This is a genomic window from Methanolobus zinderi (assembly GCF_013388255.1).
GTDB lineage: Archaea > Halobacteriota > Methanosarcinia > Methanosarcinales > Methanosarcinaceae > Methanolobus > Methanolobus zinderi.
The window spans coordinates 1,838,173-1,863,811 of record NZ_CP058215.1 but is presented as its reverse complement, the minus strand read 5'-3'; the positions used below and the strand labels follow the sequence as shown (position 1 = coordinate 1,863,811).

Here is a 25,639-nt window from a genome sequence, read left to right as displayed (position 1 = left end):
GTATGACTATATAGGTGATCGCATATCACATATATCTGGCCGGTTTTTATTATTCCAGTTCAGGGAGCGTTATAATGATAGGCATTTCAAAACTATACTGCAGAACCGTAGAACCTTCTGACGCGTTGCGCTACGGCCGTGAATCAAAAAAACTTCCCTCCCACCTGCTCCAGTTTTCCAAAGATAAGAAACCCGTTGTCGTTTGGAACGTGACCAGACGCTGCAACTTAAAATGTGTTCACTGCTATGCCCACTCTAAGGATATTGAGTACCAGGATGAGCTCAGCACCGAACAGGGAAAGGAACTCATAGATGACCTTGCGGAATTTGGCAGCCCCGTAATCCTTTTCTCAGGAGGAGAGCCCCTGATGCGCAAGGACCTTACCGAACTTGCAGCCTATGCGACCTCAAAGGGTATCCGTGCGGTCATTTCAACCAACGGTACTCTAATAAGCGAGGAAAAAGCCCGCGAGCTCAAGGAAATAGGTCTCTCCTATGTAGGGATATCCCTGGATGGTATGAGAGAGACGAATGATAAGTTCAGGGGAGTAGAGGGAGCCTTCGATAAAGCCCTGCAGGGGGTACGTAACTGTCAGGCAGCGGGTATCAAGGTGGGCTTGCGTTTTACCATTAACCGGCACAATGTAGAGGATATTCCCGAGATATTCGATCTGCTTGAAAAGGAGAACATTCCTCGTATCTGTTTCTACCATCTGGTATACTCAGGCAGGGGCTCTGATATGAGAGAAGAAGACCTTTCCCTTGAAGAATCCAGGGAGACCGTCGACCTGCTTATAGACAGGACTCGGGAGCTTCATGCAAAGGGTAAGATGGTCGAGGTACTCACAGTTGACAATCATTGTGACGGTCCATATATCTACCTGCGCCTCTTGAAAGAAGATCCTGAGCGTGCGGCAGAGGTACTTGAGCTGCTTCAGATGAATCGTGGCAATTCCACTGGAATCGGTATAGGCTGCGTTTCATGGGACGGTTCAGTTCATCCGGACCAGTTCTGGAGACATTACAGTTTTGGAAATGTCAAAGAAAGAAAGTTCAGTGAGATATGGACCGATACGTCCGATCCCCTGATGGCAGGTCTGAAAGACCGCAAGCCTCTGATCAAAGCCAATGCTGACAGATGCGCAAACTGTAAATGGTTTGACGTCTGCAACGGAAACTTCCGTGTCAGAGCCGAGGCTGTGCACAATAACATCTGGGCTGATGACCCTGCATGTTATCTGAGCGATGAAGAGATCGGGTATAGTGAAAATAAATAACCCCTTTTTCTTTTTTTCACTTTTCTTAATTCACATATATGGTGCCATGTAGCTGAGATACACGTATGTCAGCGTACCGGCTATCATAGCAAGCAGCGCCAGTTTCATGGCGAGTTGTACCAGCATTGCGTTCACTTCCTGTTGTGGTTTTAGTAAACTACAATAGTAACGCTGGCCTGTCCAAATATAAAAGGGATATGGCACCGATCGTGCCATATAGAAGAGAATCCTGTTCAGACTTCAATGCAGTTCTGCCATACACCGTGTATGTTACAGTATTCCAGTGCACAGAATGCCTTGAAATCATCAATGTTGTTCACGTGGAATGTACCTACAGGCTCTGTGTGCACAGGTTCGAAATTCATCCTGCCAAAGTCAATTGTCTGACCCTTCTTTGTGATACCGTAAAGCTCGACCCATTCGATATGGTGCTCAACGGTATTCGGGTGCGGGACCTCTTTGCCGACTACCACGCGTACAAAATCAGCGTTTGCTTTTCCATGTCCTCTGATAATCTCTATTTCAGGGACATGTTTCTCTTTACCTTCTTCTTCCTTTCCTTTGAGTATTTCTCCGAAATTCATTGTTTTACCTCTATGTGTTTATTCTTCTGATGTTGGTTCGTTGAATGTTCTTGCTGCCATTTCCCTGTCAAGCATGAAAAGCCCGTTGCCTTCGTTTCCTACAAGTTTCAACTTGGCTATGATCTCATTATCGTTTCCTTCTTCTTCTATCTGTTCTGTTACGAACCACTGAAGGAAGATCTGTGTAGCATAATCCTTTTCCTCATTTGCAAGGTCTACGAGTTCGTGTATGGACCTGGTGATGAACTGCTCATGCTTAAGGGTAGCTTCGAACATCTCCAGCACAGTTCCAAACTCGGATGGCGGTTTCTCGATAGCTTCGAGTATTACCTTTTCTCCCTGTTCGTTAAGATAATCGTATATCTTCATTGCATGTGTCATCTCTTCCTGGTATTGCACCATGAACCAGTTTGCAAATCCGTCAAGTCCGACATTGCTACAGTGTGCGGACATGGACATGTACAGATATGCCGAATACATTTCTTTATTGATCTGTTCATTCAAAGCACTGGTCATTTTTTCACTTATCATTTCACTCCTCCTTTGAAACTGTTTTACAATAATAGGTCGTTTGTAGATCGTCTGGCGGATTGTTCCATGATAGAAGCTGTAATATTCTTATGGCATAATCTTCCGGACACTATACATAATAAGAGGTTCAGTATCCGTGTCTATCCAATGCCACTGTCGTATATTCAACAATCCGTCACCTGTGGACTTAAAATCCAGAACGCCCCTGTCTTCAATTAGATAGATTTACATAAAGTGTTTTCGGTGTCTGACTTTATTGTAGAAGTCTTCTTTTAGTCTTCTTTTCTTGCAGTTTCCCTGTTAATTAAAGTAAGATTCGCAAAATTAATATAGCATGGCGTATGACCCACAAATAGGCACATGCCTGCCTGTGTCAGGATTACAGTAGTTAAATGTCAGTATCTGTTTGCCATCCAATTCAGCATGCTTCATTCGTACACCAATTGCTTGCTATTGACTCCACCGGGGCAAAGCTCCTGGAAAAGGTACAAAAGCTGTAGTTCCTGGCCACAATCTTTCGTACAGGCATGTGTTCTCTGTAGCCCGTAGCTGGGACTTTTTAATGGTGGCTGCCCTGAGCCGTTTAACTGAAATATATATGTTCTATACAGGATATGATGAGCTGTGCAGTCCTGTGTAAAAGGACTACCAGTTTGGTATCCTGCTAGCAAAATAGCTGCAAACATTTAACTATATGTTTAAATAATCTTAGACCACTGTAGGATAAAAAACACTATCACAATATAATATTTATCGGAGAGTTCTAATGACGGTTCCCAAAGAATATATTCCCCATGAGATCGAGCCAAAATGGAAAAAGGCATGGGATATGTCTATGTACCATTTCGACTGGAATGACAGTACAAGACCCCAGTACATTATAGATACACCTCCTCCATACCCGACCGGTAATTTCCATATCGGAAACTCCCTGAACTGGTGCTATATCGATTTTGTTGCACGCTATAAAAGAATGTGCGGCTACAATGTTATGTTCCCCCAGGGCTGGGACTGCCATGGTCTTCCCACTGAGGTAAAGGTTGAGGAGATTCATGGCATAACCAAAAATGCAGTTCCAAGGGAAGAGTTCAGGCGTATGTGCCGGGAACTTACCAGAGGAAACATAGAGAAGATGCGTGAGACCATGCTGAATCTCGGCTTCTCCACCGACTGGAGCAACGAGTTTGTCACAATGGAGCCTGAGTACTATTCCAAGACCCAGAGGTCTTTCAGGAAGATGTATGATATGGGTCGTGTGTATCAGGCGGAGCATCCTGTCAACTGGTGTCCCAGATGTGAAACGGCAATCGCCTTTGCAGAGGTCGAGTATGAAGCAAGGGATACTAAACTGAATTTCCTGAATTTCGATAAAGTCAAAATAGCAACAACAAGACCGGAACTGCTTGCTGCATGTGTGGCGGTCGCAATCAACCCTGAGGATGAGCGCTACAGCGGACATGTGGGTAGCAATGTCAAAGTGCCGATCTTTGGCCATGAGGTTCCTGTAATCGGTGATAAGGAAGTCGATCCTGCCTTTGGTACCGGTGTTGTCATGATCTGTACTTTCGGTGACAAGCAGGATGTTCGCTGGTGGATGGAACACGAACTCCCGCTTCGTAAGGCTATTGATAAGAACGGTCTGATGACCTCCATAGCCGGAAAGTACGAGGGAATGACCATTCCCGAGTGTAAGGATGCGATTATCCGGGATCTCGAGGCAGAAGGCTATCTCTTCGAGCAGAAGACACTTGACCAGAATGTTGGTATGTGCTGGCGCTGTGATACTCCTATCGAGATACTTTCCGAAAGACAGTGGTTTGTCAAGATCGATACCGATGCAGTGGCAGAGGCTGCGGATGAGGTCAAGTGGCTTCCGGAATACATGAAGGTAAGACTTGAGAACTGGATCGGGACCATGGAATGGGACTGGTGTATCTCACGCCAGAGACTTTTTGCAACACCGATACCCGTATGGTACTGTAAGGAATGTGGCGAGACCGTTGTTGCAAAGGAAGAATGGATGCCTATCGACCCGACCCAGCAACAGCCTCCGGTAGCATGTAGTTGTGGATGTAAGGATTTCGAAGCCGAGGAAGACGTACTGGATACCTGGATGGATTCTTCGATCACCGCACTGCACGTATCCGGATGGCTCTCTGATCACGGAATGAGACTGCCCACACAGCTGCGTCCGCAGGGCCACGATATCATACGTACATGGGCATTCTATTCACTATTGCGTTCCATGGCACTTACAGGCAAGAGGCCGTGGGACTCGATCCTCATCAATGGTATGGTTCTGGGTGAGGATGGTCATAAGATGAGCAAATCTCTTGGCAATGTCATCTCTCCTGAAGAGGTCATCAAGGATTACAGTGCCGATTCATTCAGGCAGTGGGCTGCAATAGGCGGTTCTCCCGGATCCGATGTCATGTTCCGCTGGAAGGATGTGGTTTCAGCATCAAGATACTTTACCAAGACCTGGAGTATCTACAGGTTCGCAATGAGTCATCTTGAGGATTATAAACACTCTGAAATGGATATCAATGAACTGAAAGTCGTTGACAGATGGCTCCTGAGCAATCTCAACAGGCTTATCAGATCTGTAACCGACAGCATGGATGATTACCAGTTCGATGAGGCCTTCAAGGCAATACGTGGATTCACATGGGATATCCTTGCGGACAACTATATCGAACTTATCAAGGCTCGTTTGTACGGGGATGATGAAGAGGCAAAGAAGGCTGCAAAGTACACTCTCTTTGTGACCATGGATTCCCTTGCAAAGATGCTGGCGCCCTTTGCTCCGTTCTTCTCCGAAGAGATGTTCTCAAGACTGGGTGAAGGAAGCGTACATGTCCAGTCATGGCCTAAGGTCCGGGAGGAGCTTATTGATAAGGACATCGAGCTTTCCGGTGATTTCATAAAAGACGTTGCAAGCAATGTCAGAAGATACAAGTCCGAGAAAGGTATGGCATTGAACACAGCCCTTGAGAAGATAGAGATCTACGGTGTCAGTATGGACACAAGCGATCTTACAGGTGTGACTAATTCCCCGATAGAGATGATCGAGGGAGAGCCTGACTTCGAGCACGTACCGGTCAATGTTAAACCCAACATGGGCAAGATCGGTCCTCTTTTCAGAGGAAAGGCCAAGGCCATCATCGATGCTCTGGCAGATGAGAATCCGAGGAAGATCGCCGATGAGGTTGCAAAGGGTAAGATCACTGTGAATGTTGACGGTGAGCTCGTCGAGCTTGAACCGGATCATGTAGAGATCGAGAAGGAAGTTGTCTCCGCGGGAAGATCCGTTGATGTGCTTGATGTCAGCGGTGTCCCTGTAGTGATCGTAAGATAATATTTTTGAATATGGAAGGTCACGGAATTGATCCGTGTCTCTTCCGCGCAAACTTTAAAACTCACGCGATCATAGTCAATTTCAGTTACAATATCCTGCTTCCAGGTGATTAGTTGAAAGTAAAATCCAGGGTGCAAATAAGGAAATCAGAAAAGAACAAATTGTTAAAGGAATTGAGATCCACTTTCGGTGATGCGGTAGATACGTTTGCTGACAAGAGGTTTGAAACGGCTACAGCTGACGATATACCTATTGTTATGATAGAAGGGGAAGTGGTTCTCTTTAAAATAGGAGATAATTATTTCCCGACTGTTAAGGGAGTACTCCAGCTCGGTCTCAGGAGCAACCTTGTTACTGTGGATGCCGGAGCCGTACGCTTTGTTGTCAATGGTGCCGATGTCATGTGTCCGGGAATCGTTTCTGCGGATGATGACATAGAGCCCGACGATCCTGTGATAATAATAGAAGAAACCCACAAGAAGCCACTTGCGATCGGTACCGCCCTGATGCCGGGAGATCAGATGAATGCAAGTTCCGGTAAGGCTGTAAAATCTGTTCACTATGTGGGTGACAAGTTGTGGAACCTTGACATCTGAAAGAAATAATTAATATACAATGACAGGGAATATAATTAAAGCAAGAGTCTGAAGCACCTGTCCGGTAACAATTTAAGTAGTATCGATATTATTATAAGCATCAATGTTTTTGAATACATGAGGGCGCATTATGGCAAAGATCATGAATAAAATATTTGGCGGCAGTGCTAAACCCACAACCGTTGAGGATGAATACACGGAACTGGATCTCACCAAGTATGAAGAAGTGCTTGATGAAGAACCTGCAGAAACCTATATCAGGGTAGCAGAGCTGACAAACCTGAATGAGCTGACATCACTTAAAAGAGAGATATATGACGGTAACATCGTGATGATAGATATCTCAAACATAAAAGCTGATAAACTTCTGCTTGACCGTGCATTAAAGGACCTCAAGGAAGTAGTCACTGACGTTCACGGCGATATTGCAGGAATTAAGGATGACCAGGTTCTTGTAACGCCAACAGGCATCAAGATCGATAGATCAAAGATTCTTGGTGGAAGATATTGAGTGAAGAGAGTTCCTGCCGCAATTTTGTAACCACCATTTCCTGTCCGCTTTGTCATGAGGAGCTGATCATCAACTGGCAGGGTGATGATATTCCTTATTTTGGTGAGATAATGTACATTACCGCAAGGTGTGACTGTAGTTTCAGGTTTGCCGATACAATGATCCTGACACAGCGCGACCCGGTACATTATGAGCTAAAGGTGGAAGGGCTAGGAGATCTCAGCAGCAGGGTTGTTCGATCCACTTCAGGGACAATCCGCATACCTGAGCTGGGCATTGATGTGGAACCCGGTTCGGTATCCGAGTCATATGTGACCAATATAGAAGGTATAATGGACAGGATACTGGATGTGGTTATCACCGCAACCAAGTGGGCTAAGGAAGATGGAGACGAGGACAGAACTGCCAAGGGTCTTGAGATCCAGCAGATGCTCAGGGATGCGATGGACGGAAAACAGGAACTGACCGTTGTCATCGAGGATCCCATGGGTAACAGCGCTATTATCTCGGACAGGGCGGTATCAAGGACCCTGGATCCGGAGGAAGCTGCGGAGCTCAAGACCGGGATGATAGTCTTTGACACATCCTCATCCGAGATGGAAATGGATGCCTGCGCCCCCGATCATTCTATCACCGATTAAAGTTCCTTTTATTCTTCTTTTTTGATACTTTTGTTTTGATATCCATACTTATCAATCTATTTTTTGATGAAGGCCGAAACCTTAAATTATATTGCTGCCCGATACCTGACAATTAGTAATTTTAATTAACTGTGGGAGAAGTCAGATTTGCCAGAGGACGAATGTCAGTCGGTACAGATGCCATTGATCGGGGATGATGCTCCCTCTTTCAGAGCCAGGACAACCCTGGGGATGGTGGATTTCCCGGATGACTACAGGGGAAAATGGGTGATCTTCTTCAGCCATCCCGGAGATTTTACTCCGGTCTGTACCACCGAATTCGTAAGATTTGCCAGCATGCAGCAGGAATTTAAGGAACTCAATGCAGAGTTGCTCGGACTCTCGGTTGACAGCAATCAGTCTCATATCGCATGGCTTGAGGCTATCCGGGAAAAGGTGGTATACAAGGGACTTAAGAACGTTGATGTTATGTTCCCTGTTATCGAGGATCTTAGCCTGGAAGTCTCTAAAAAATATGGGATGATCCATCCTCACTCTAATTATACCCCGGACGAACTGCTTGAGAAGTTCGAGAGATCAGGCGGAAAACTGGATTTCCAGCAGTTCAGCACTGAGACCGTGCGTGCAACTTTTCTTATCGATCCGCAGGCCAAGATACGTGCAATGTTCTATTACCCGTTCTCCAACGGAAGGAATATGGACGAGATAAAGAGATTACTTCAGGCCATGCAAAAGTCCGATAGTGAGCACGTATATACTCCCGAGAACTGGCATCCCGGTGAGGACGTGATAGTTCCGAATCCACCTACATGGGTAGGGGCAAAAGAAAGGCAACAACAGGCAAAAGAAGACAAAAAATGCAATCCTTGGTTCCTGTGTCTGAAAGAAGATGAACAGGAATGAATTCTTTTTTCGATGATTTTACTCGCAGACTTTTCTCTGTCTTAAGTTCCGAAGGAAACGGCTATAAGCAATGTACTTGTTTATGTAGCCAAAATCAAGTTCATATCAGGTGACTTATATGGCAGAACAAGAGAAAGAGGCTGCACTGCCTTCAAAAGAAAATTTCAGCGAATGGTATAACGACATCCTGCAGAAAGGAGAGATCATGGATGTCCGCTATCCTGTAAAGGGATTATACGTTTGGTATCCTTTTGGTTTCAACCTCAGAAGAAACGTCTATGATCTGATCAGGCAACTCCTGGATGAGAATCACCAGGAAACAATGTTCCCTCTTCTGATCCCGGAAAACGAATTCATGAAAGAGGCGGAACACATCAAGGGTTTTGAGGACGAGGTCTACTGGGTTACCCACGGGGGTATGTCCCCGCTAGATGTAAAACTCGCACTGCGTCCGACCAGTGAGACTGCCATTTATCCGATGTACAAGCTGTGGGTCCGCTCCCATGCCGACCTCCCTCTCAGGCTATACCAGATTGTCAATACCTTCAGATATGAGACAAAGCACACACGTCCTCTTATCAGGCTGCGTGAGATCACATCCTTCAAGGAAGCTCACACGGTCCATGCCACATGGGACGATGCTGCGGCACAGGTTGATGAAGCTATCAGGCTGTATACTGAGTTCTATCGCAAGCTTGCGATTCCTGTTCTTGCTTCCAAAAGGCCTGACTGGGATAAGTTCCCGGGTGCGGATTATACCATAGCCACGGATGCGCTCATGCCCGATGGCAGGACTCTCCAGGTAGGCACAGCCCATCACCTGGGCGATAATTTTGCGAAGACCTTCGATATCCAGTACGAGGATGCCGAAGGTGAGCAGGTCTATGCTCATCAGACATGTTATGGCATTTCCGAGCGTTCCGTAGCAGCACTGATATCCATACACGGTGATGACAAGGGTCTTATGATGCCTCCTGAGGTAGCTCCGGTGCAGGTTGCGATCATTCCTATCATCTTCAAGAAAGCTGAGGATGTCCTCCAGGCCTGTGAAAAGGTAAAGGAGGAACTTGAAGCTGCAGGCATACGTGTTAAGCTGGATGCAAGTGACAACCGTCCGGGTGCCAAGTATTACAAATGGGAAATGAAAGGTGTGCCCGTAAGGCTTGAGCTCGGACCAAGGGACCTTAAGAAGAATGCGGCAATGCTTGTTCGCCGTGATACCGGAGAAAAACAGCAGGTGCCTTTGGACAATATAAAAGAGGAGGTCCTTTCGCTGTTCTCTGCCATCCAGGATAATCTCTATAAAACTGCTGAACAGGGACTTGAGAAGCGTATTATCAAATGCGAGAGCGTACCTGAGATCAAGAAGAACCTTGCCAGTGGTATTGCAAAGGTGTTCTGGTGTGGTGACAAGGAATGCGGACTCAAGCTCGAGGATGAGGTCGGTGCGGGAATCCTTGGAATTCCTTCTTCAGAGGATAAATGTCAGGGTAAATGTGTCGTATGTGATGGCGATGCTGACACCATGGTCTATGTTGCGAGGACCTACTGAGCCTCGCATACTTGTCTGGAAAATATCATATATACCCTCTAAAATAGGTTAGGTGATAAACATGGACTCCCTATCACCCGAGAATGCAAGGTTACCTGAGAACCCACTTTTCGTATGTGTTCTTGCCAACACCGAAACAGCCTATATAGAGGGTCTTTCGGCGGCAGGAAAAACTGCAAAGCTTACAGACTACACTCCGGCAGGAGATGCGGAAGTATTGTACAAGGGGACTATAATTGATATTCCCATCCTGCCAATGACACCTCCCTATGACACTCCCACTCCCGCACTCATAACAAGGGCTGCACTGCAGCTTACAGGTGTGCCTCACTTACTTGTGAACGCAGGCCTGAGGGTAATGCCTGCAAAGGAGGTTCCGCTTGTGGATATAGGGGGTCAGCCGGGTCTGGATATAAGGGGGCCTGTTGCGGTCATGGATGTTGAAAAGGCCTTTAATAATGCATTCAAACTGGGTCAGGAGCTTGCTGAGAAGCATGATTTTGTAATGATCGGTGAGAGTATACCCGCGGGTACAACAACGGCCAATGCGGTGTTGCAGTCTCTGGGTTATGACGGTAATGTAAGCAGCAGCTCATCCTCAAATCCTCTGCAGCTCAAAAGAGAGGTAGTTGAAGCCGCACTTAAGTCCTCGGGCATTACATTCGGTTCTCTCCGTGATGATCCGTTCAAAGCCATAAGCTGTGTGGGTGATCCCATGATGGTGGCGGTTGCGGGCATTGCCGCAGGTCTTGGTGATACGCGCGTGATTCTTGCAGGTGGCACTCAGATGGAATCCATATATGCGGTGATCAAACACCTGGGATACCCCACTGACAGCATAAGCATCGTCACGACAAGTTATGTTGCAGGTGACGAGTCCGCCAGTTTTGCTGATATATCCAGAGAGCTTGGTGCAAGTTGCTATGGTGTGGATCCGTGCTTTGGTGATTCCTGTTCAGAGGGTTTGAGGCAGTATGAGCTCGGTTTTGTCAAAGAAGGCGTTGGTGCCGGAGGTGCGATATGCCTCGCGCTCATGCATGGTAAGACCAGGGAGGACATCCGCCGGGAGATCGAAGGGCTCTGTAATGAGCTGTGCAAACTAGGCAATCTTGAAGGTGTGATGTGTGAGGAAAGCTGATCCTGGGGATCGGATATCATTCACATAAGCGGTCTGGTACCGCCAAATATATCATAGATAAGATTTATTCAGGGGATACTGCCTGAATTTAAGGGGCTGTGGCCTAGTCCGGCATGGCGACGGGCTCCAGCGGATAAATGATGAACAACGGGTCTACTGAGGCTTGCCCGACGGGGTCGGCCTGTGAGGAACCGTTGGAGCACTGATAAAGGCTCTTAAAATGATGCTGTGTTTTGCAGCAGTTCGGAGAGACCCGTCGATCGTGAGTTCAAATCTCACCAGCCCCATCTAATTTTCTTCTCTTTCTGACTTATTGTATCTCTTTCGCCTAAAATTTTATATGCTGACAGTTCAATATCTATGGATTAAGCACGGTTTTTGTCAGCAAATTAAATGCAGGAAAGATTAAATAACCATCATATTTATATTGAGACGCATTTAATAATCTGAGATGTGCAGTAAAATGGAGTATCGGTGATGCAGAAAAGGGACAAAGTACTCATAGTTGATGATGAACAGGCCATCGTGGAATTGATGGGACTCTATCTGAAATCGGATTATGAGGTCATCAATGCATATAATGGCAGAGAAGCACTGGAAAGAGTAAAAACTGACAAACCTGATATAGTCCTTCTCGATGTAATGATGCCTGACATGAATGGCTATGAGGTCTGCAGGATCCTGAAAACCTCTGTTGAGACCCAGTTCCTGCCCGTGATCATGGTGACTGCATTATCAGGCAAGGATGACCGTATAAAAGGGATTGAGGTCGGTGCTGACGAATTCCTTGGTAAGCCCGTGAACAGACTGGAGCTTGTAACCAGGGTGAAGTCACTGCTGCGCATAAAACATCTTCAGGACAAGATACTGGCTGAAAGGAACGACGCCATGAGCTATTTTGAAGAAGCGGGATTCATTGCTGTTGTCATCGATCCTGACCTGAAGATAAACCAGATCAACAAAAAGGGTAATGAAACCTTCGGATATGAGGAGTTTGAACTGATAGGTCAGGATTTTGTGGATACGCTTATTCAGGAGGATATGAGGGCTGAAGTAAGAGCTTCTCTTAAGAAAGCTGTTGGAGGTAACTCTGACCTTCCGGATTTTTCCGAAGTAAAGGCAGAATGCAAGGATGGCAGTGAAGTTTTGATTCGCTGGTATGATTCCCTGCTCACCGACGATGAAGGTAATGTAACGGGAATGATGTGTTCAGGTGAAGATCTGAGTATGCTGGAATGATCTGGCTGAACTGAACTGCATTTATAAACCTGGTTCATTCCTGGTCTGCTAATTCACATTTTTTGTTATTATTCCTGGTTAAGATATTGCGTGTCGCACAGACTATCCATTTTTTGTGCAGGGCCAGGTGTAATCCGACCATTGCTGTCATAAGGATTGCTGAGCGGTTATGGGTAAGTGTCCAGCTTGCCTTGGTCAGTCCAAGATACTCCTGATATCTGCCATGTCTTACTCCACCGGGTATGAGAAGATACATAACAAGGCCTGTGATGAGGACCATAATGAACAGCAGTGTGAGGATTAGATCGACATAATAATTTGCCTTTGTTCTATTCATTGCAGTCTGATTGTGTCTTACTTATAAAATGATTTTGTTTTCAAATTGGCAAAAAACTTTAAATCATATCAGGTTGGTACTAGTCCTGTTTCATTGTCGGGATCTGTCCCGTGGGAATGTAGCTTTGATATAAGCTGAACCGTGAAACAAGAAGATGAAACAAGGTGAATATATTGTCCAGATCATTTTACGCATACATAAAGGATGCATGGAAGAATCCTGACGAGAATTACGTCAGCGAGCTCAGATGGGAAAGGCTCCAGGAATGGAGAAAGGAAGGCTCTGTCACAAAGGTCAGGCGTCCTACAAGAATTGACCGTGCTCGCTCACTCGGATACAAGGCAAAACAGGGAATAGTAGTTGCCCGCGTAAAGGTACGCAGGGGAGGTCTTAGAAGACCCAGGTACATGCGTGGAAGACGTACACACAACATGGGTAAGAACAAGATAACTGCAGGCAAGAGCATCCAGAGGATTGCAGAAGAGCGTGCAGGAAGAAAGTTCCCCAACCTGGAAGTACTGAACTCTTACTGGGTAGGAGAGGACGGTAAGCTCAAGTGGTACGAAGTTATCCTCGTAGACCCAAACCATCCTGTTATCAAGAGCGACAGGAATCTCAACTGGATCTGCAACAGTACTCACAAAGGCCGTGCCCAGCGCGGTAAGACCAGTGCAGGCCGCAAGGGCAGAGGTATGATGGGACGCGGTACCGGTACTGAGAAGACCAGACCAAGTATCAGGTCAAACGAAAACAAAGGAAAGTGATCCATTATATCGGCTTGCGTGTGATCGCGCATTCGACTGAAGATCCCGCCAGGGTCAGAAAGGCCCTGGACTTATTTTTACTGAATTCCACTGACAGAGCTGACGACGATAAGCTTTCTGAATCCGTGGAAATTATTGATGCTGAAGGCCACTATGGCAATTCCATCAAGATCTTCAGTGCACAGGTTTCACGCAAACAGGAATCTAAAGCTCTTGCCCGATTTATCAGGCAGAATATGTCAGATGAGGATGTAGAGCTCCTCAGGTCTGAGATGCCGGATCGTCTTGATGATGCGCAGGTATTTCACATGAGGTTTGACAAGCAGGCTGCCTTTGAGGGGCAGGTTGAGATGACGTCCTCCTCGGATGCCATAGCGATCCGTGTAAAGATAGCCACATATCCCAAAAACCGTGAGAAGGCCGGAAGGATTGTGGAGGAATTGTTTGGTTGAATCCGGATACTACGACCTCAATGTTAGTTTTGTTCCAGAGAGCAGCAACCGGGTCGAAGAGCTAGCTGCAACTGCAGGTCATCTGGGATACAGTGGCATTGCCATAAACTATCCTGCCAATTCTAAGATATCCGTAGGTGATCTTGACTCTGAGGATATAGAGATCTTCTCAGCTGTGGCGATCAGGCCTAAAAATGCCTCGAAGATCCACAGTATTGTTGACAGGTACCGGGACAGAGTTGACCTTATTACGGTATGTGGTGGAATTGAAAGTATTAACCGGGCTGCCATCGAGAATCCAAGGGTTGACATTCTTACGGATATGAATATGGGCCGGGAAAGTGGTTTTAATCACGTGCTTGCAAAGGCAGCCAGTGATAATAATGTAGCTGTTGCCTTTGACCTTGGGAGTCTTATCAGGCTGAGGGGAGGTAACAGGGTACATGCGTTAAGCAATTTCAGAAAGAATCTGCAACTTGTACGAAAATACGATGTCCCTTATCTGCTGACCAGCAGTCCTCAATCGGTCTATGATATGCGTGCACCCAGGGAACTCATCGCCCTTGCTGCATTGTTCGGGATGTCCCGTGAGGAAGCGATACGGGGCCTGAGCACAATTCCTGAAGCGATCATTTCCGGGAACCGCCCTCCAGAGGGATATCTCTGTGAAGGTGTCGAGATAATCGGAACGGACATCGAGGATGAATGCTCCCGGGGAGATGATATCGTATGAAGATATTACCTCCGACGTTGCGTGATGGCAGGAGATATCTGGCTTTCGAGCTCATTGCTGAAGGACCTGTGAAAAGAGATGACCTGATAAGGGAGATATTCTCGGCCGCCGGTTCACTTCTTGGCGATGTGGGTGCAAGTGAATGTGCTATCAGGTTGCTCGCCTTTGAAGACATGAAGGGAGTGGTTCGCTGCTCACCTGAAAGGACGAGCAATACCCGTGCAGTTCTTGCAACCATCAGGGATGTCAGGGGTACCAGAGTTCTCTTCCATGTCCTGGGAATATCGGGCACCGTTCGGGCTGCAACAAAAAAGTATTTAGCGGGTGTGGATGTATTTAACCCGGTAGAACAGTCACATATAAATGAGTAGAATGCATATTTCAGCTAGTAAGACTACAGATTACTATTCACTATTTTAATACAGGAGATGAAGTTAAGATGCAAATGACACCACAAATGGGTTATGATCGTGCAATTACTGTTTTCAGTCCCGATGGGCGTCTTTTTCAGGTAGAGTATGCCAGGGAGGCAGTTAAGAGGGGTACAACTGCAGCGGGTGTAAAAGCAAAGGACGGAGTAGTTCTTCTTGTAGATAAAAGGATCACAAGCAGACTCATCGAAGCAGAATCCATTGAAAAGATATTCCAGATCGACGATCACATAGGTGCAGCCACATCAGGTCTTGTGGCCGACGCCCGTGCACTGGTTGACAGGGCAAGGGTGGAAGCCCAGATCAATAAGGTCTCTTATGACGAGCAGGTAGGCGTAGAGGTACTTGCAAAGAAAATATGCGACCACAAACAGAGCTACACCCAGTACGGTGGTGCCCGTCCCTATGGTACCGCTCTGCTGATAGCAGGTGTTGACGACTCAAGACCACGCCTTTTCGAAACCGATCCGAGCGGTGCACTGCTTGAGTACAAGGCAACCGCAATCGGTGCAGGCAGAAATTCATTCATGGAGATCTTCGAATCTGACTACAAGGACGACATGGATATGGAAGATGCGATCATGCTCGGCATGAAGGCACTTTACAGGTCCACAGAAGGCAAGCTCAATGCAGCTACCCTGGAGGTAGGACTTGTAACACTCGAACAGAGACAGTTTATAAAGCTCTCCGAGGAAGAGGTCGAAAAGTACGTAGACCGTATCCAGGAAGAACTCAAGGACGAGTTCGCAGAAGGAGAGGAAGAAGAGGAAGAGAGTTCCGAGAATCCTGAAGAAGGACCCGACGAATAAGTGATAAATTACAGGAATAAGGGGTGAAAGAAAATGGTATCACTTGATGAGGCAGTAATTGCAAGGCTCAAGAAAGGTAAACATCAGTTCGAGGTATTGGTAGATCCCGATGGAGCGTTTGCACTGAACAGGGGCGAAGATGTTAAGATTGAAGATATACTCGCAGTCGAATCTATTTTCACCGACGCTCATCAAGGAGACCATGCAGCCGAATCCGACATCGAGAACACCTTTGATACTACCGATGTAATTGAGGCCGCCCGTCAGATACTGGAACACGGTGAACTCCAGCTTACAACCGAGCAGAGAAAGTTCCTGCTTGAGGAAAAGACCAAGCAGGTTGTAACCGTCATTGTACAGAATGCGATCAACCCCCAGACAAAGACCCCGCATCCACGGGCAAGGATCGAGGCTGCCATGGAAGAGGCAAAGGTCCATATAGATCTTTTCAAGGGCGTGGATGAGCAGGTCAATATTGTTATGAAGGCCATCCGTCCTATCATCCCCATCAGGTTCGAAGAGGTCGATATAGCTGTGAAGATACCTGCGGAATATGCTGCCAAATCCTATGGAGATGTCTCCAAGTTTGGAAACCTTGTGAAGAACGAGTGGCAGAATGACGGATCCTGGGTTGCGGTTGTAAGAATGCCTGCGGGTCTGCAGAATGACTTCTACGGACTGGTGAACCACCTGACCAAAGGGGATGTTGAAACTAAACTTTTATGAGGATGGATAATGGAACGAGAAATAGTGTTTCCGGGCCAGCTCCTGTCTGAGAACAAGGCAGACTCGGGCTCCGGTACTTATGTGAAAGACGGAAAGGTCTATTCTCTTTTATACGGGGTCAAGAATACAAGAAACAAGATATCCGTGATCCCGTTCTCTGGAAAATACATTCCTTCAAGTAAGGATTTTGTAATTGGTACTGTTATTGAGGTAACTCCTTCAAACTGGATATTTGACATCGGTTCTCCCTATGATGGTCTGCTGCATGTCTCCGAGTATCCTAAAAGAGTTGACTCCGACAAAATGCCAGGTATAATGGATGTTGGTGATTCAGCACTGTTACGTGTTAAAGATGTGAATCCTTCCATGAAGGTGGAACTTTCCATGCGTGAGAGGGGCTTGAAGCCTCTTAAAGTGGGCAGGATAATCGAAGTTGTACCTGCAAAGGTCCCCCGGGTCATAGGACACGGCGGCTCGATGGTCTCGATGCTTAAAAAAGAAGCAGACAGCGAGATCTTCGTGGGCCAGAACGGAAGGATCTGGATCAACGGAAAAGAAAATGATATGGATCGTCTTACCGAAGCTATAGACATGATCATGAAGCAGTCCCATACAAGCGGACTGACGGACAGGGTCTGTCAGTTCCTGAGAGATGAGGGAGATGTTGATGCTGAGGAAGACCTTGCTGAGGCCGAAGAAGTAGAAGATGAAAGCGAAATTCCTGAAGATACCTACAGAAAGGTAGACGCACTTCTGGATGAAACGGACGATTGATCCGGATATACCCTTTTTGCAAAAGTTAGCGGCCGATTGCGTGAAAGTTGGAGAATTAGTATGAATGATAAACCTGAAAAGTTCATTGATGAGAATGGTTTACGCCTGGACGGCAGGCAAATTGATGAAATAAGACCGATGACGATCAAGATAGGAGTGCTGTCACGTGCTGACGGTTCCTGTTATCTGGAATGGGGCAACAATAAGATACTTGCAGCAGTTTACGGCCCCAGGGAACTTCATCCCAGAAGACTGCAGAAAGCCGATTCTGCACTGATCAGATACAGATATAACATGGCGGCTTTCTCAGTAGAGGACCGTGCAAGACCTGGTCCGAGCAGGAGAAGTATCGAGATATCAAAGGTAAGTCGTGAAGCCTTCGAACCTGTTGTGATGACACATCTTTATCCAAGTGCTGTTATCGATGTCTTTGCAGAGGTTCTGCAGGCAGATGCCGGTACAAGGACCGCTGCTATCAACGCAGCTTCAATTGCCCTGGCAGATGCCGGAATCCCCATGAAAGGTCTTGTAGCTGCCTGTGCGGTAGGGAAGGTTGACGGAAAACTTGTCCTCGATCTTAACAAGCCCGAAGATAACTATGGTGAGGCAGACCTGCCCATAGCAATTACCCAGGACGGGGAGATCACACTTTTGCAGATGGACGGCGACCTGACACAGGAAGAGTTCAAGGAAGCTATCAAGCTGTGTAAGGAAGGTTGCTACCAGATCCTTGAGATGCAGAAAGAGGCTTTAAAGACCAAGTTCTCAGATGATGCTGATATAGACATACCCGATGACATCGACGAAGATGTAGATGTTGAAGCATTGGAAAAATGTGATACAGAGGATTCCGGGGAAGAAGACGTTTCCGATGAATCGGAAGAGGATGAAGGATCCGAGGACGTGGATGACGAAGAAGAGCCGGAGGATGTAGAAGAGGATTTCGTCGATACTGTTGAAGAGAAGACAGACGATGAAGAGGATACTACCGAGGGAGGTGAGGTCCGTGAGCAATGAAGTAATGTCTGTGTTGAAAAGGGATTATATTTACAACCTTATGCTCAAGGGAAAACGTACCGATGGTCGTGCTTTTGATGAAGTAAGGGATATTGAAGTTAAGACAAATGTTATCGATAAAGCCGAGGGCTCCGCATGGGTCAAGTATGGCGATACTGAAGTACTCGTCGGAGTAAAAATGCAGGTCGGAACTCCGTTCCCGGATTCAGCCGGTGAAGGTGTCATTATAACGAGTCTCGAACTCAATCCGATCGCTTCTCCTGATTTTGAGGCAGGTCCTCCAAGGGAGAATGCCATTGAGATGGCCAGGGTGACCGATCGTGGTGTCCGTGAATCAGGCGCAATTGATTTAAGTAAGTTGTGTATTACGGAGGGAGAAGAAGTATGGATGGTCTTTATCGACATCCATGTGCTCAATAATGGCGGAAACATACAGGATGCTTCCTCCATGGGTGCCATAGCAGCTTTGTTAACAACCACCATACCTGCGGAAAGTGCAGGAAAGGGCGAAGACATTGCTATGCCCGTCAAGGACATGCCTCTGGGAGTTACCGTGATAAACATTGGCGGCTCACTGATGGTAGATCCTGAACTTGATGAAGAGACGGTATGTGATACCAAGATCACTGTGGTCTCAAATAAGGACGGTTCGATCTCTGGAATGCAGAAGAGCGGTGACGGTGCATTGACGGAGGAACAGCTTTTGAAGGCTGTGGAAATGGCATGTGAGAAGGCAGCCGAGCTACGTGAGGCTCATCTCTCGGACCTCCAGAACTGATAGTATTAATATAATTCATTTGATTCAAGGAGATTAGATTCATGGCAAAAAAATATACGAGAAAAGGACGTGTATCCAGATCAGCAGGAAGGTTTGGTGTACGCTACGGTAGAAAGGACCGTAAACTTGTAGCGGATCTTGAATATAAGATGCGCATGCCACATGTGTGTGCAAGATGTGCACGTCCGACTGTCGGCAGAGTAGGTACAGGTATCTGGAAATGCAGCAAGTGTGATTACACATTTGCAGGCGGTACCTATCTTCCACAGACCAGTGTAGGTAAGACTGTTGCACGTTTTGTAAGGAAAGCCACCGAAAAGGCAGAGAAAGCAGAAAAGGCAGAGAAAGTAGAGTAAGGTGAGCATGGATTACAAATGCACCAGATGCAAACGAAATGTTGAGATCGACTATGAGTACACAGGTATTCGCTGTCCGTACTGCGGACACAGGATACTTGTCAAAGAGCGTCCGACATCAATCAAACGCGTCAAGGCTCAGTAGAAGTAAATGTTAATTACTTCTTCTCGCAAACCTTCAGCCAGTACACGTACCCTGTGTAAGTTACTGGCATCTTTTTTCAACTGCGCTTATTTCAATCGCGGTAAAATGGGAATGGGCGAGGTTCTGGAACATGCAGACACCAGCCCTCTCATGGTGATTGGCGAGTATCACGGAAATCCCGGAAGTATCAGTGTATATGACCCGGATGGTTTCTGCGTTCTCTCAATTTACATGTCAGTATGGACATCCGATGAACCCTACTGTAGTCCCGGGTCCGCAGAGACTTCTCTGGAAGGGGAGGGTGAACTTGCTCCGGTATTATCTGAGTTGCTTCAGATGGATGAAGATTCTTCAGCTGTTCAGAAGATTATCATATCAGATAAACAGATAGATTTTTTAGAAGGCGAAAGAGTACTTTTCTCCCTGAAGATCAGATCGCACAGGATATTCCATGGTGATGACAGTTGAAGCTTGTCACCGAATCTGTTTTTGAGACCGATGCCGCATTATCTGTATACAGGTCGTTGCTTCCTGAGATCGAGTCTCAGGTCACCGACAGGTCAAGTATCGATCTCAGGCCCGAGGGCTCTTATCTTTACCTCACTGTCGAAGCCGATGATCTTGTTTCCATGAGGTCAACCCTGAACACATGGCTGAGACTTATACAGGTAGCCCTTGAAGTGTCAGCTCTTGCAGACAACAGCTAGACTTCTTTTTTGTTTTGTTTTGTTTTGTTTTGTTTTGTTTTGTTTTGTTTTGTTTTGTTTTGTTTTGCCATAAGCTGACTCCGGGTTTGCGTTTATCACCGCGTCTCTTATGGAAACATTAAAATCACTTCAGGTTTATTGGTATTCCAGGTGAAACCAAATGAGTACACAAATACCCCCACAGATACAGAACCAACTGGCACAGTTGCAGCAAGTCCAGCAGCAGGCACAATCGCTTGCGATGCAGAAAGCACAGATGGAGTCCCTGCAGAAGGAGTCCGAGCGTGCACTGGAAGAGCTGGAAAAGCTTCCTGATGATGCGGTTATATACAGGACCGTAGGCGAGCTGCAGATCAAGGCCAACAAGGAAGAGACTGTCTCCAAGATGCAGGAAAAAGTCGAGACACTTACCCTGAGGCTTCAGTCCATCTCAAGGCAGGAAGAGCGTATCTCCAAGCGTTTTACTCAACTTCAGGAACAAATCGAGCAGGCCATGGGGAATCAGGCAGAATAAAGCCTTTTCCTCACTGCTGACTTTCTCGGATTATCGATCATAGTGATAATCAGAGGTTTCTATGCAGGTTGAAGAACTGGAGTTTTACAATAGACTTCTGGATTATTCAAATATTCTTTACTTGTGTCATCGTAATGCCGATCCAGATGCTGTGAGCAGCGCATTTGCACTATCCGAGGCCGTTGGAGGAACAGTCGGTCTTGTGGATGGTTGTAACCGTGTTGCCTCGCTTCTTATTGATAAGCTTAATATAGATGTGGTGGAGAATCCCGACCCATCACAATACGATATCACACTGGTAGTGGACACATCTACCAGTTCACAATTGAACGACATAAAACTTGGTAAATATTGCGTTATCGACCATCATGCTACTACAGCACTTATCGATAATGCTGAATTCTATCTGCATCGGCATGCAACTTCTACCGCAGAGATAGTATTCGATATACTACGCATCATGGGTGCCCCTATCATGCGCAGGACAGCACTTGGTCTTCTTACAGGTATCATCACGGATACCGGTCATTTCAAGCATGCATCATCCGATACATTCAGGACCGTATCGGAGATCATAGAGACAAGCGGAGTGGAATATGCGGAGGTGCTTGAGATGATGGCCTCGACACCCCAGGACATATCCATGCGTATTGCTATGCTAAAATGTGCTACAAGAGCCAATATCGAACGTGTTGACGACTGGCTGGTCGTTGACTCCCATGTGAATTCCTTTGGTGGTGCTGCATCCTCTATGTTCCTGAACATCGGTGCCGATGTCGCTCTGATCGGAACTTCACGTGACAGGAACGTAAGGGTCAGTGGAAGGGCAAAACGCGATGCCGTAAGTTCCGGTGTGAACCTTGGTAAAATAATGGAAGATATAAGTTCCAATTACAAGGGTACCGGAGGAGGACATGCAGGTGCTGCAGGAATTGATGTTGTAGCGGATATGGATGTCATAATACAGGAATGCAGGAAAAGGATTCGTACCATTCTTCAGGGAAAACCGAATCCGTCTATCTGCGAGGCCATAAAGGAAGATTCGGAATAAGCCAAAACGGGTGATAAAATGTTAGAGTACTGGAATCCACTGATTGAACGCATGCCGGTTGACGAACTGGAAAAAATGCAGGAGAAGAAGTTAAAACACCTGGTGAATTATGTTTACCAGCATTCGGATTTTTACAAAAAGAGATTTGACGAAGCAGGTGTCAGGCCGGAAGACATTCAGACACTTGATGATCTGAAAAAACTTCCCTTCACCTATAAAAGCGATCTCAGGGACACCTATCCCACAGGAATGTTCTGTGTTCCCAATGAACAGCTCGTAAGATTCCATGTCTCGTCCGGAACAACAGGAAAGCCAACTGTTGTGGGTTATACCAAGAACGATATCGACGGATGGACCACTTCCCTTGCAAGAGCCATGACTTCCATCGGTGTCGGACGGGGCGATATCATACAGATAGGCTACGGATACGGACTGTTCACAGGTGGTCTTGGTGCCCATTACGGTGCCGAGGAGATCGGTGCGACCGTACTCCCTACAAGCTCTGGTAACACAGAAAGGCAGATCGAGCTGATACAGGACCTGAATTCAAGTGTCATTGCCTGTACTCCTTCATATTTCCTTTTCATGAACGAGGTTGCTGAAAAGGCAAATGTCAGTATAGATAAGGACACTAACCTGCGTGTGGGTATATTCGGTGCAGAACCCTGGTCCGAGGAAATGCGTGCAAGGATCGAGCAGGCAACAGGCATCAAGGCCTATGATATCTACGGAACTTCAGAACTCAGCGGTCCTCTTTTCACAGAATGCCAGTACCAGGACGGAATCCACATATGGGCTGACCAGTTCCTCATAGAGGTAATCGATCCTAAGACCGGGGAGCAGCTCAAGGAAGGTGAGAGAGGAGAACTCGTTATCACCACACTGTTCAAGGAAGCACTTCCGTTGATCAGGTATAGGATCGGCGATATAACTGTTATAAACAAAGAGCCATGCAAGTGTGGCAGGACACACCCGCGTATTATGCGTGTACTCGGACGTGCCGACGATATGCTTATCGTACGTGGCATCAATGTCTTCCCGGGTCAGATAGAGTCCGTACTCATGACTATTCCCGAGGTCGGCGAGCACTTCATGATAGTTGTGGACAGGGTGAACGAGCTTGACGTCATGAAGGTACAGATCGAGATGACAGACCAGGCCTTCAGTGATAAGGTAAACGATATCATTGACCTGGAAAAGAAGGTCGCTTCGGCTCTTAAAAGTGTTCTGAACATCGCTGTAAAGGTCGAGCTGGTAGAGAGCGGAACGATTCCGCGTTCCATGGGTAAGGCCAAGAGAGTAACAGACAACAGGAACTTATAATATCGCATTAAACATAATTTTATTAACAGGTGGTTTCATGGAAGACAAAATTATCAAGCAGATTTCCCTTTTCGCTGAGAACAAGCCCGGAAGGCTTGCTAAGATCGCCAGCAATTTCCGTAAGGCAGGTATCAATATCAGGGCATTCACCATAGCCGAGGCCGGTGATTTTGGTATTATCAGAATGGTTGTGGACAGGCCTGATGTGGCACACGAGGTTTTGCATGATGCAGGTTTCACTGTATCTGAAACCAATGTACTTGGTATTGAGATGGAGGATGTGCCCGGAGGTCTTGGAAAGATAGCGGATGTCCTTGGTGAGAAGAATATCAATATAGATTATGCCTATGCCTTTGTCACAAAGACGGAACAGGCATTGCTCATCCTCAGGGTTAATGATATCGAAACCGCTATCAAAGTATTGCTCGATTCCGGTATAAAGCTCATTGATATGGCGGATATTCAACAGATCTGATCTTTCCTGACCTTTTCTTTTTCAAATCTGCCAACCACCAATATTTTATATTTCGTATTGTAATTTTCTCCAATGAATGCCGGTCACCCTCAAAAAGGAAGCGGAGTAAGCAAAGCAAAGACCAAGCTTGGTGGCTCACATACAACTATTATTGGCAACCGTCATGGAAAAAAGCTTGTGGCTCTCATAAGCCAGCATCCTGAGGTCAAGAAGATCATCCCTTCGGTAATTAACGTCAAGGGTAAAGGTAATTCAGGTGGAGTAATAGCCGCCAAGATACTCAGGCCGGATGATCGCGGGAACCTTAGAATGCTTATATCACACGGTACTTCTTCACAGGAACTCAGGATAGTCACGACCGTAGGTACTGCCGACGAAGGCGAGCGTGTTATGGAAGAGCTCAATTCGATGCTCACACTTGAATAGCTGAAAAATGGTGCTTATTATGTTCATCGGAATCGATCACGGTACAACGGCAATGCGCTTTGCATTTCTTGATGAGAGGTCTGAGATCAGTAAACTGGAAATCCCAAGACAGGATGTAGCTCCTATGAGTGAATCCGATGTCATCACTCTCATTGAGGACAAGTTCAATATCAGTAAAAATGATATCGGGATGATAGCGGTCACTTACTCCATGGGTGATGACATTACATCGGTTGGGAGTATCGGTGACGTGAAAAACAGGGGTGTCAGGAGCATAGAGGGTGCGGGCAAAAAGACCGGAGGTGGTAGCCGTGTTTTTGATGCCATCAGGAACTCGGGCATTCCTGCTGTTGTGATTCCCGGTATCCATGACAGAAGCCAGACCGATCCTCGTCTGAATGTTTTCTCCCATTCAACAAGTCCGGAGAAGATAGGTATTGCATATCATGCTTTATGTATGGGTTTTGAAAATTTTGTCCTTTCAGACATAAGTTCCAATACCGTGACCCTGGGAATTGCTGACGGTAAGCTTATAGGTGCCATTGATGCCTGCATCTTTGCTCCGGGTATAAACCATGGTCCGCTCGATGTCCAGGCTCTAAGGGACATTGATGCGGATGAGCTCAGTGCCAACGAGGCATTCATCAATGCAGGCGTTCTGAAACATACCCCGTTCTCAGACAGGGATGAACTGTTCAGAGCTGCAGAAGATAACGATCCTGCTGCTTTGCTTGCACTGGATACAATCGCACTTTTTGCGGCAATGGAAATATCCGGTATGCAGATATTGCTCAAAGATTATGCCTTCGAAGGTGAAGTGGTTCTCGAAGGATCTGTTGTTGAGCTTCCTTATGTGGCTGAAAAGATCAAAAAACACCTTGGAACGGATTGCCATGTGCTTGACAGATGGAGTGCTGCCGTCGGCTGTGCGGAAATCGCACGTGACATAGCTAATGGTAGCAGAGAAATTCTGGGGATTCCCGTTAATCTCTGATATATCAGCTTTAAGCGTGATTTTGGTTTAAAAATATCAGGATTAATTCCTGAAACTATTATTTGGTTGTTTGAAACTTGAAACTTCAAATATCAATCGGATTCAGTCAAATCCTGCCACAATCCAAGTAAATTACCTTCTGTATCCCGGATCTCCGCAAACAGTCCGAAATCTTCAACCTGGGCAACGGGGCTGACTATCTGTCCACCTGCCTTCTCTACTCTTTCAACGTAACCCTGGATATCCTCCACGCTGAGGACAACAGAAGGGCTTTCTTCAGGTCTTCTTCTGAGAAATAGTGCTCCGTTTATGGCTCCTGGCTCAAGAGGCATCTGTTCCTCATCGGTCTTAACAGTCGTTGCCATTGTATAATCCTGGTCCATGCCGGTTTCCATGAATTCCCAGCCGAACATCTCCCTGTAAAATATCTTGGCCCGGCGCATATTTTCCGCAGGAATATGAAAGTGTGTTACTCTGTCCATATCAAAACCCCAAAA

32 protein-coding genes and 1 tRNA gene are annotated in these 25,639 nt (G+C 46.5%); 29 read left to right on the top strand and 4 right to left on the bottom strand.

Annotated features, from left to right (window positions below):
- Positions 1–74: 74 nt before the first annotated feature.
- On the top strand, positions 75–1,277 hold the full coding sequence (gene ahbC / locus HWN40_RS09160) for a 12,18-didecarboxysiroheme deacetylase (protein WP_176965450.1): 1,203 nt from the start codon (positions 75–77) through the stop codon (positions 1,275–1,277).
- A 233-nt stretch (positions 1,278–1,510) separates the two neighbouring features.
- Here ahbC and HWN40_RS09155 read toward each other — a convergent pair whose 3' ends face one another.
- Complete coding sequence (locus HWN40_RS09155) at positions 1,511–1,861, bottom strand: desulfoferrodoxin family protein (protein ID WP_176965449.1); 351 nt, start codon at positions 1,859–1,861, stop codon at positions 1,511–1,513.
- 18 nt (positions 1,862–1,879) lie between these two features.
- Complete coding sequence (locus tag HWN40_RS09150; RefSeq protein ID WP_176965448.1) at positions 1,880–2,392, bottom strand: ferritin; 513 nt, start codon at positions 2,390–2,392, stop codon at positions 1,880–1,882.
- 766 nt (positions 2,393–3,158) lie between these two features.
- Between HWN40_RS09150 and HWN40_RS09145 the strand changes: the two genes are divergently transcribed.
- The 9 genes from HWN40_RS09145 (at position 3,159) to HWN40_RS09105 (ending at position 12,330) form a co-directional block, all read left to right on the top strand.
- Positions 3,159–5,750 (top strand): valine--tRNA ligase, encoded by a 2,592-nt coding sequence (locus HWN40_RS09145; protein WP_176965447.1) that lies wholly within the window; start codon positions 3,159–3,161, stop codon positions 5,748–5,750.
- Positions 5,751–5,863: 113 nt separating this feature from the next.
- Complete coding sequence (locus tag HWN40_RS09140; protein ID WP_176965446.1) at positions 5,864–6,346, top strand: RNA-binding protein; 483 nt, start codon at positions 5,864–5,866, stop codon at positions 6,344–6,346.
- Between the two features lie 130 nt (positions 6,347–6,476).
- The gene (locus HWN40_RS09135) at positions 6,477–6,857 is read left to right on the top strand and encodes a cell division protein SepF (RefSeq protein ID WP_176965445.1); all 381 of its coding nucleotides are present in this window, start codon (positions 6,477–6,479) and stop codon (positions 6,855–6,857) included.
- Positions 6,854–7,498 (top strand): ZPR1 zinc finger domain-containing protein, encoded by a 645-nt coding sequence (locus tag HWN40_RS09130; RefSeq protein WP_176965444.1) that lies wholly within the window; start codon positions 6,854–6,856, stop codon positions 7,496–7,498. Before HWN40_RS09135 ends, HWN40_RS09130 begins: the two co-directional genes overlap by 4 nt.
- A 177-nt stretch (positions 7,499–7,675) precedes the next feature.
- A complete protein-coding gene (locus tag HWN40_RS09125) occupies positions 7,676–8,401 on the top strand; it encodes a redoxin domain-containing protein (RefSeq protein ID WP_176966358.1) in 726 nt (241 codons plus the stop codon).
- A gap of 118 nt (positions 8,402–8,519) precedes the next feature.
- Positions 8,520–9,953 (top strand): proline--tRNA ligase, encoded by a 1,434-nt coding sequence (gene proS, locus HWN40_RS09120; RefSeq protein WP_176965443.1) that lies wholly within the window; start codon positions 8,520–8,522, stop codon positions 9,951–9,953.
- Positions 9,954–10,014: 61 nt separating this feature from the next.
- Entirely contained in the window at positions 10,015–11,091 is a 1,077-nt protein-coding gene (gene cobT, locus HWN40_RS09115; RefSeq protein WP_176965442.1) for a nicotinate mononucleotide-dependent phosphoribosyltransferase CobT, read from the top strand.
- 92 nt (positions 11,092–11,183) lie between these two features.
- Positions 11,184–11,378 (top strand) — tRNA-Trp (locus HWN40_RS09110).
- A gap of 190 nt (positions 11,379–11,568) precedes the next feature.
- A complete protein-coding gene (locus tag HWN40_RS09105; protein ID WP_176965441.1) occupies positions 11,569–12,330 on the top strand; it encodes a response regulator in 762 nt (253 codons plus the stop codon).
- 34 nt (positions 12,331–12,364) lie between these two features.
- Here HWN40_RS09105 and HWN40_RS09100 read toward each other — a convergent pair whose 3' ends face one another.
- Entirely contained in the window at positions 12,365–12,667 is a 303-nt protein-coding gene (locus HWN40_RS09100) for a DUF4405 domain-containing protein (protein ID WP_176965440.1), read from the bottom strand.
- Positions 12,668–12,840: 173 nt separating this feature from the next.
- Between HWN40_RS09100 and HWN40_RS09095 the strand changes: the two genes are divergently transcribed.
- The 19 genes from HWN40_RS09095 (at position 12,841) to HWN40_RS09005 (ending at position 25,142) form a co-directional block, all read left to right on the top strand.
- Complete coding sequence (locus tag HWN40_RS09095; protein ID WP_176965439.1) at positions 12,841–13,431, top strand: 50S ribosomal protein L15e; 591 nt, start codon at positions 12,841–12,843, stop codon at positions 13,429–13,431.
- Positions 13,428–13,883: an RNA-binding protein gene (locus HWN40_RS09090; RefSeq protein WP_176965438.1), complete on the top strand. Its 456-nt coding sequence runs from the start codon at positions 13,428–13,430 to the stop codon at positions 13,881–13,883. The genes HWN40_RS09095 and HWN40_RS09090 overlap by 4 nt, the downstream gene beginning before the upstream one ends.
- Positions 13,876–14,616, top strand: a complete 741-nt coding sequence (gene rnp3, locus HWN40_RS09085) for a ribonuclease P protein component 3 (protein WP_176965437.1) — start codon at positions 13,876–13,878, stop codon at positions 14,614–14,616. Before HWN40_RS09090 ends, rnp3 begins: the two co-directional genes overlap by 8 nt.
- Complete coding sequence (locus HWN40_RS09080) at positions 14,613–14,987, top strand: Rpp14/Pop5 family protein (RefSeq protein ID WP_176965436.1); 375 nt, start codon at positions 14,613–14,615, stop codon at positions 14,985–14,987. Before rnp3 ends, HWN40_RS09080 begins: the two co-directional genes overlap by 4 nt.
- Positions 14,988–15,055: 68 nt before the next feature.
- Positions 15,056–15,856, top strand: a complete 801-nt coding sequence (gene psmA / locus HWN40_RS09075) for an archaeal proteasome endopeptidase complex subunit alpha (protein ID WP_176965435.1) — start codon at positions 15,056–15,058, stop codon at positions 15,854–15,856.
- Positions 15,857–15,889: 33 nt separating this feature from the next.
- Positions 15,890–16,582 carry a ribosome assembly factor SBDS gene (locus HWN40_RS09070; protein ID WP_176965434.1) on the top strand — a complete coding sequence of 231 codons (693 nt, stop codon included), beginning with the start codon at positions 15,890–15,892 and terminating at the stop codon, positions 16,580–16,582.
- Positions 16,583–16,591: 9 nt separating this feature from the next.
- The gene (gene rrp4 / locus HWN40_RS09065; RefSeq protein WP_176965433.1) at positions 16,592–17,356 is read left to right on the top strand and encodes an exosome complex RNA-binding protein Rrp4; all 765 of its coding nucleotides are present in this window, start codon (positions 16,592–16,594) and stop codon (positions 17,354–17,356) included.
- A gap of 60 nt (positions 17,357–17,416) precedes the next feature.
- Positions 17,417–18,373 (top strand): exosome complex exonuclease Rrp41, encoded by a 957-nt coding sequence (gene rrp41 / locus HWN40_RS09060; protein WP_176965432.1) that lies wholly within the window; start codon positions 17,417–17,419, stop codon positions 18,371–18,373.
- A gap of 4 nt (positions 18,374–18,377) precedes the next feature.
- Positions 18,378–19,151, top strand: a complete 774-nt coding sequence (rrp42, locus tag HWN40_RS09055; protein WP_246276024.1) for an exosome complex protein Rrp42 — start codon at positions 18,378–18,380, stop codon at positions 19,149–19,151.
- A 41-nt stretch (positions 19,152–19,192) separates the two neighbouring features.
- Positions 19,193–19,507 (top strand): 50S ribosomal protein L37ae, encoded by a 315-nt coding sequence (locus HWN40_RS09050; RefSeq protein ID WP_176965430.1) that lies wholly within the window; start codon positions 19,193–19,195, stop codon positions 19,505–19,507.
- Positions 19,508–19,514: 7 nt separating this feature from the next.
- The gene (locus tag HWN40_RS09045) at positions 19,515–19,652 is read left to right on the top strand and encodes a DNA-directed RNA polymerase subunit P (RefSeq protein ID WP_176965429.1); all 138 of its coding nucleotides are present in this window, start codon (positions 19,515–19,517) and stop codon (positions 19,650–19,652) included.
- Between the two features lie 6 nt (positions 19,653–19,658).
- Positions 19,659–20,120: a ribosomal biogenesis protein gene (locus tag HWN40_RS09040; protein ID WP_176965428.1), complete on the top strand. Its 462-nt coding sequence runs from the start codon at positions 19,659–19,661 to the stop codon at positions 20,118–20,120.
- On the top strand, positions 20,117–20,359 hold the full coding sequence (locus tag HWN40_RS09035; RefSeq protein WP_176965427.1) for a KEOPS complex subunit Pcc1: 243 nt from the start codon (positions 20,117–20,119) through the stop codon (positions 20,357–20,359). Before HWN40_RS09040 ends, HWN40_RS09035 begins: the two co-directional genes overlap by 4 nt.
- Before the next feature lie 160 nt (positions 20,360–20,519).
- A complete protein-coding gene (locus HWN40_RS09030) occupies positions 20,520–20,873 on the top strand; it encodes a prefoldin subunit beta (RefSeq protein ID WP_176965426.1) in 354 nt (117 codons plus the stop codon).
- A 61-nt stretch (positions 20,874–20,934) separates the two neighbouring features.
- Entirely contained in the window at positions 20,935–21,924 is a 990-nt protein-coding gene (locus HWN40_RS09025; RefSeq protein WP_176965425.1) for a DHH family phosphoesterase, read from the top strand.
- 18 nt (positions 21,925–21,942) lie between these two features.
- A complete protein-coding gene (locus HWN40_RS09020) occupies positions 21,943–23,247 on the top strand; it encodes a phenylacetate--CoA ligase family protein (protein WP_176965424.1) in 1,305 nt (434 codons plus the stop codon).
- Positions 23,248–23,284: 37 nt separating this feature from the next.
- Positions 23,285–23,722 (top strand): ACT domain-containing protein, encoded by a 438-nt coding sequence (locus HWN40_RS09015; protein WP_176965423.1) that lies wholly within the window; start codon positions 23,285–23,287, stop codon positions 23,720–23,722.
- A gap of 72 nt (positions 23,723–23,794) precedes the next feature.
- Complete coding sequence (locus HWN40_RS09010; RefSeq protein WP_176965422.1) at positions 23,795–24,148, top strand: DUF2103 domain-containing protein; 354 nt, start codon at positions 23,795–23,797, stop codon at positions 24,146–24,148.
- Between the two features lie 19 nt (positions 24,149–24,167).
- Positions 24,168–25,142 carry a methanogenesis marker 12 protein gene (locus tag HWN40_RS09005; RefSeq protein WP_176965421.1) on the top strand — a complete coding sequence of 325 codons (975 nt, stop codon included), beginning with the start codon at positions 24,168–24,170 and terminating at the stop codon, positions 25,140–25,142.
- A 92-nt stretch (positions 25,143–25,234) separates the two neighbouring features.
- Here the strand turns inward: HWN40_RS09005 and HWN40_RS09000 are convergent, their stop codons facing one another.
- Complete coding sequence (locus tag HWN40_RS09000) at positions 25,235–25,624, bottom strand: VOC family protein (RefSeq protein ID WP_176965420.1); 390 nt, start codon at positions 25,622–25,624, stop codon at positions 25,235–25,237.
- Between the last annotated feature and the right edge of the window lie 15 nt (positions 25,625–25,639).

What these genes read in the sequence shown, in the direction of transcription:
- ahbC (WP_176965450.1), top strand. Translation starts at nt 75, where the DNA reads ATGATAGGCATTTCAAAACTATACTGCAGAACCGTAGAACCTTCTGAC.
- HWN40_RS09155 (WP_176965449.1), bottom strand. Translation starts at nt 1,861, where the DNA reads ATGAATTTCGGAGAAATACTCAAAGGAAAGGAAGAAGAAGGTAAAGAG.
- HWN40_RS09150 (WP_176965448.1), bottom strand. Translation starts at nt 2,392, where the DNA reads ATGATAAGTGAAAAAATGACCAGTGCTTTGAATGAACAGATCAATAAA.
- HWN40_RS09145 (WP_176965447.1), top strand. Translation starts at nt 3,159, where the DNA reads ATGACGGTTCCCAAAGAATATATTCCCCATGAGATCGAGCCAAAATGG.
- HWN40_RS09135 (WP_176965445.1), top strand. Translation starts at nt 6,477, where the DNA reads ATGGCAAAGATCATGAATAAAATATTTGGCGGCAGTGCTAAACCCACA.
- HWN40_RS09125 (WP_176966358.1), top strand. Translation starts at nt 7,676, where the DNA reads ATGCCATTGATCGGGGATGATGCTCCCTCTTTCAGAGCCAGGACAACC.
- proS (WP_176965443.1), top strand. Translation starts at nt 8,520, where the DNA reads ATGGCAGAACAAGAGAAAGAGGCTGCACTGCCTTCAAAAGAAAATTTC.
- cobT (WP_176965442.1), top strand. Translation starts at nt 10,015, where the DNA reads ATGGACTCCCTATCACCCGAGAATGCAAGGTTACCTGAGAACCCACTT.
- HWN40_RS09105 (WP_176965441.1), top strand. Translation starts at nt 11,569, where the DNA reads ATGCAGAAAAGGGACAAAGTACTCATAGTTGATGATGAACAGGCCATC.
- HWN40_RS09100 (WP_176965440.1), bottom strand. Translation starts at nt 12,667, where the DNA reads ATGAATAGAACAAAGGCAAATTATTATGTCGATCTAATCCTCACACTG.
- HWN40_RS09080 (WP_176965436.1), top strand. Translation starts at nt 14,613, where the DNA reads ATGAAGATATTACCTCCGACGTTGCGTGATGGCAGGAGATATCTGGCT.
- psmA (WP_176965435.1), top strand. Translation starts at nt 15,056, where the DNA reads ATGCAAATGACACCACAAATGGGTTATGATCGTGCAATTACTGTTTTC.
- HWN40_RS09070 (WP_176965434.1), top strand. Translation starts at nt 15,890, where the DNA reads ATGGTATCACTTGATGAGGCAGTAATTGCAAGGCTCAAGAAAGGTAAA.
- rrp4 (WP_176965433.1), top strand. Translation starts at nt 16,592, where the DNA reads ATGGAACGAGAAATAGTGTTTCCGGGCCAGCTCCTGTCTGAGAACAAG.
- rrp41 (WP_176965432.1), top strand. Translation starts at nt 17,417, where the DNA reads ATGAATGATAAACCTGAAAAGTTCATTGATGAGAATGGTTTACGCCTG.
- rrp42 (WP_246276024.1), top strand. Translation starts at nt 18,378, where the DNA reads ATGTCTGTGTTGAAAAGGGATTATATTTACAACCTTATGCTCAAGGGA.
- HWN40_RS09050 (WP_176965430.1), top strand. Translation starts at nt 19,193, where the DNA reads ATGGCAAAAAAATATACGAGAAAAGGACGTGTATCCAGATCAGCAGGA.
- HWN40_RS09045 (WP_176965429.1), top strand. Translation starts at nt 19,515, where the DNA reads ATGGATTACAAATGCACCAGATGCAAACGAAATGTTGAGATCGACTAT.
- HWN40_RS09040 (WP_176965428.1), top strand. Translation starts at nt 19,659, where the DNA reads ATGTTAATTACTTCTTCTCGCAAACCTTCAGCCAGTACACGTACCCTG.
- HWN40_RS09030 (WP_176965426.1), top strand. Translation starts at nt 20,520, where the DNA reads ATGAGTACACAAATACCCCCACAGATACAGAACCAACTGGCACAGTTG.
- HWN40_RS09025 (WP_176965425.1), top strand. Translation starts at nt 20,935, where the DNA reads ATGCAGGTTGAAGAACTGGAGTTTTACAATAGACTTCTGGATTATTCA.
- HWN40_RS09020 (WP_176965424.1), top strand. Translation starts at nt 21,943, where the DNA reads ATGTTAGAGTACTGGAATCCACTGATTGAACGCATGCCGGTTGACGAA.
- HWN40_RS09015 (WP_176965423.1), top strand. Translation starts at nt 23,285, where the DNA reads ATGGAAGACAAAATTATCAAGCAGATTTCCCTTTTCGCTGAGAACAAG.
- HWN40_RS09010 (WP_176965422.1), top strand. Translation starts at nt 23,795, where the DNA reads ATGAATGCCGGTCACCCTCAAAAAGGAAGCGGAGTAAGCAAAGCAAAG.
- HWN40_RS09005 (WP_176965421.1), top strand. Translation starts at nt 24,168, where the DNA reads ATGTTCATCGGAATCGATCACGGTACAACGGCAATGCGCTTTGCATTT.
- HWN40_RS09000 (WP_176965420.1), bottom strand. Translation starts at nt 25,624, where the DNA reads ATGGACAGAGTAACACACTTTCATATTCCTGCGGAAAATATGCGCCGG.